The organism is Thermodesulfobacteriota bacterium, from assembly GCA_036482575.1.
Classification (GTDB): Bacteria; Desulfobacterota; GWC2-55-46; order GWC2-55-46; family JAUVFY01; genus JAZGJJ01.
The window spans coordinates 1-4,422 of record JAZGJJ010000063.1 but is presented as its reverse complement, the minus strand read 5'-3'; the positions used below and the strand labels follow the sequence as shown (position 1 = coordinate 4,422).

At 57.5% G+C, this 4,422-nt stretch carries 3 protein-coding genes; 1 reads left to right on the top strand and 2 read right to left on the bottom strand.

Going from position 1 to position 4,422, the window contains the following annotated elements:
• Window positions 1-396 (top strand): hypothetical protein (locus V3W31_02825; GenBank protein MEE9613871.1); only part of this gene is annotated, 396 nt, incomplete at its 5' end.
• Window positions 397-626: 230 nt separating this feature from the next.
• Here the strand turns inward: V3W31_02825 and V3W31_02820 are convergent.
• Both V3W31_02820 and V3W31_02815 read right to left on the bottom strand, forming a co-directional pair.
• Window positions 627-2,339 (bottom strand): proline--tRNA ligase, encoded by a 1,713-nt coding sequence (locus tag V3W31_02820; GenBank protein ID MEE9613870.1) that lies wholly within the window; start codon window positions 2,337-2,339, stop codon window positions 627-629.
• 34 nt (window positions 2,340-2,373) lie between these two features.
• Window positions 2,374-4,284 (bottom strand): SurA N-terminal domain-containing protein, encoded by a 1,911-nt coding sequence (locus V3W31_02815; GenBank protein ID MEE9613869.1) that lies wholly within the window; start codon window positions 4,282-4,284, stop codon window positions 2,374-2,376.
• Window positions 4,285-4,422: the final 138 nt, after the last annotated feature.

Here is a 4,422-nt window from a genome sequence, read left to right as displayed (position 1 = left end):
GAGGCAGCGGACGAGGCAACACTTACAAACGGTCCACCAGCTCCTTATTCTGCTGAAGCTATACAACAGTTATCTATAGCAATGGATACGGTTAGTCAGCCAATACCGAAACCGGGGGCAAGTGACGCTGAAAGACTAAGGGCAGCAACTGACTATTTTCGTGAAGTCTACAAAAAGGCGGGTTATGACTTCGACGCGTCGATCATACAGCTTGCCTCTGATTTAAAAGTAGAGCCAGGCTTTCTATTAAGGGCCTCTGAGACGCCCGCAATTTTAACATTTAAATTTGCAGAACAACTACACGAAGCGGCCAAACAAAAAAATATAAAGCTCACCAGCTTCTGTCCGGAAGAAGTGGCGGTAGCGATACAAAGTATGGTGGCACGGACAGAGTAAATTCTTTTATGCTTCGGTGTATCCCCGTATCAGGTAAGGGCAAAAACACTCGATTCCTGCTTCCGCAGGAATGACCGTTTTTTAAAAAAAAGCCTCTCATGGGTGCCTCTAAAAATTAGATATTTTTTCCGAGGTCGAGGCAGGGCGAAAATAAAAAGCGCAGCATATATGCCAATATGTGAGCATTTTTATTTTCGGCCTAACGAAGAGATCGGGGAAAAGAGCAATTTTTAGAGGTAGCCGAGAAGCCCCTCCACCTCGGCGATAGCGGTGTCCCGCTTGACGAGCCTCGCCTCTTTTTCGCCGCGGCCCTTTATCTCTATCGAATCTTCCTTAAGAGTCTTAGTGCTAATCGTAAGCCGGACCGGCACCCCTATAAGGTCCGCGTCCTTGAACTTCACGCCCGCCCTCTCGTCCCGGTCGTCAAGGAGCACGTCGAAACCCTTTTCGATAAGGGTGGAATATAGTTCCTCGGACGCCTTCATCGTCTCCTCGTCCTTTACCTTTACCGGCACCATGTGCACGTCGAAGGGCGCGAGAGGCGGGGGCCAGATTATCCCGGCATCATCATGATTCTGCTCTATGGCGGCCGCCGCGGTCCTGCCGATGCCTATGCCGTAGCAGCCCATTATCATGGGTTTCTCTTTCCCGTTGGCGTCGAGGAACGTACAGCCCATGGCCTCGCTGTACTTTGTGCCGAGCTTGAAGATGTGGCCGACCTCTATCCCTCTCCGTATCTCGAACTTTTCCCCGCACCTCGGGCAGGCATCGCCTTCGACGACCATTCGAATATCCGCGTACTCGGCCTCGAAGTCACCCGCGCTCACATTCGTAAAGTGGGCGTCGGCCTCGTTAGCGCCCGTAACGCCCCCTTCTATGCCCGCTACGGCGTGGTCGGCGATTATCTTTACCTTAAGCCCCACGGGCCCGGCAAAGCCCGAAGGCGCGCCCGTGGCCTCCTTAACCGTCTTATCGTCGGCGAGCCGCACCCACTCCGCTCCGAGCACCCTCGCGAGCTTGGCCTCGTTTATCTCGGAGTCGCCCCTAACGAGTGCCGCTACTGTGCCGCTCTCGGTCTCGTAAATAAGCGTCTTTATAAGGCTCGACGGCTCTACCTTCAGGAAGCCGCTCACCTCCTCCACGCTCTTCACCCCGGGCGTGGAAACCTTTTTAAATCCCCCCCCCCCTCCGCCGGGTTTCTTAACCCCCTCCCCCCCTTTAGGCGCCCCGAGCTCGGCCCTCTCGACGTTGGCCGCGTAGTCGCAGCCGGTGCACGACGCCACGGCGTCCTCGCCGGTATCGGCAAGGACCATGAACTCGTGCGAGAACGAACCCCCTATGGCGCCGCTCTCGGCCTCGACGGCAACGAAATCAAGCCCGCACCGCTCGAAGATGCGGCTGTAGGTGTCGAACATGTTCCGGTACTCCCGCTCCGCGCTCTCGTCGTCGGCGTGGAAGGAGTAGGCGTCCTTCATGATGAACTCCCTGCCTCGCATGAGGCCGAAGCGGGGACGTATCTCGTCGCGGAACTTTGTCTGGATCTGATAGAGGTTTATGGGCAGCCCGCGGTAGGAGCGGACCTCGCCGCGCACCATAACGGTCACGGCCTCTTCGTGGGTGGGGCCGATGCAGAACTCACGGCCGTGGCGGTCCTTGAGCCTCAGGAGCTCCTTGCCGTAGACGTCCCACCTGCCGCTTTCCTTCCAGAGCTCGGCGGGCATTACGAACGGCATCAGCACCTCCTGGGCCCCGGCGCGGTCCATCTCGGTGCGGACTATCTTCTCGACCTTCCTTAAAACCCTCAGCCCGAGCGGGAGGATGTTATATACGCCCGAGGCAATACGCCTTATCATGCCGGAGCGGACCATCAGCCTGTGGCTCGCCACTTCGGCGTCCGACGGGGCCTCCCTCAAGGTGGGCAGGAGCATTCTGGAAAGTTTCATCTGTCTGCGGTGTCCTTATCCCGGCCCGGGGGGCTTAGAGCATATCCTCGTCGATCGTTATCGCGGCCTTGCTCCTTAAGCCCTCTATCCACTCGGTCAGGACCTTCTCCTGCTTCTCCGCCGCGAGCCGGTCCTTCAAGCGCTCCCTGTGTTCCTCGAACCCTTCCTCCTCCGCCTCGGCCGCCTCCCTGAGCTTGAGGATGAAGAAGGCGTCTTCCCCGGGGATCACCTCGTGGTAGTAGGGGGCGTCCTCCTTGAGCCTGAAGAGGTCCTCCCTGTCGCCCACCAGGAGCTGCTCTCCCGGCATGAAGCCGTCGGTTATCATGAAAGGCTCGGAGGTCTTAACCTCGTACTTTTCTTTCCTGGCTATATCTCCGAGACTCTCCCCCTGCGTGGTCCTATCGAGGAAGGCTTCGGCCTCATCCTTTGCCGCCGAGGCGGCCTTCTTCTCCTTAAACGCCGCGACGACCTTTTCCCCGGCCTCTTCGAACGTGGGCACGTGCCTGTCAATAACCTCGATCGCCTTTATCATATAGAGGCCGTCCCAGCCCTCCGCCAGGCCGCTCACGTCCCCCTCGTTCATCATGAATACGACCTCCCGGAGCTCCGGGTCCGAGGCGAGCACCACGTCCCGGTCCGCCTCGGAGAAGAGGTCCGTCTCGGCGGCATGCACCTCACTCTTCGAGGCCGCGCCTTTAAGCTCCTCTATCGAAGAGGCCTCCTCGAAGGCGCCCTTAAGGACGGAAAGCCTCTCCCTACCTATCTCCCTGCTCTTCTCGCCGATAAGGTTCTCCTTTATCTTCTCCCTCGCCTCCTTAAGCGGCAAGAGCCTCTCTTCCTTTATCTCGTCGACCTTTATGATGTGGAAGCCGTAGTCCGTCTCGACCACCCCGCTCGTCTCGCCCGCGGCCAGGGAGAAGGCGGCCTCTTCGAACGGAGGCACCATCATGCCCCTGCCGAACCAGCCGAGGTCCCCCCCGTTCCTGGCGCTGCCCTTGTCCTGCGAGTATTTTTCCGCAAGCTCGGTGAACTCCTCGCCGCCGGTAATCTTCGCGAGGACGGATTCGGCCGTTCCTCTGAGGCGCTCCTTCTCCTCCCCCTCGGCCCCCTTCGTCCCTATGAGTATGTGCCTCGCCTTGATCTCCTTGGGTCTCTGGAAGTCTATTACGTTCTTCTCGTAATATACCGCTATATCCTCATCGGAAATCTCCACCGCCCCTTCGAGTTCGTCGAACTTCAAGTAGGCGTAGAAGGCCTTGACCTTCCTGGGAACCATAAAGTCCCGGCCGTTCTCCTCGAGATATTTCACGGCCTCGTCCTCCCCCACCTCCACGGACGGGAGGAAGCGGGCGGCCTCGACCTTCAGGTAGTCGACCGTTATACTGCGGTTCTCCGTCAGGAAGAGGGCGCGTATATCTTCTTCGGGCACCTCGATATCCGCCGTGACCCGGTCGCGCATCTTATTTATCACCAGTTCCACCCTGATGCCGGCTTCGTACTCGGCGGGCTTTATACGGTTCCTGCCGAGGATCTCGAGATACTGCCCCCGGTCGAAAACGCCGTCCTTATGGAAGACCGATATCCCGAGAATCTTATCCTGCACCTCCCTGTCGCTTACGCTCACCCCCCGGGCCGCGGCGTCCTTCCGTATAAGGACGTTATTAACGAGCGTGTTTACGGTGCGGTTCCTCAAGTCCAGCTTCTCTATGAGTTCCTCGTTGAACCGCTCCTTAAAAGTCTGCCTGTAGTAGTTCAACTGGTTACTGTAGGCCCTGGCGTAATCCTCGGCGGCTATCTTGACTCCGTCCACCACGGCGACGAACTCCGGGTCGCCGCCCTGCCTGCCCCCGGGCCCCACGCCCCAGAACACAAAGACCACGATAATCGCAAAGAAGGCCAGGACTATAAACTTCGACCGGCGCTTCTTTCTCATAAACTTGAGCATCAAATACCTCCTTAGAGCAAATACCCGGCTTACCGGATTCGGGATATGGTAATAAATTTTCTTTATAAATTCAACCTTTATTCCGTATTTTCTGCTTGCCAATGCACGGGATTTTCTGCTAATATCTCGTATTGTCTA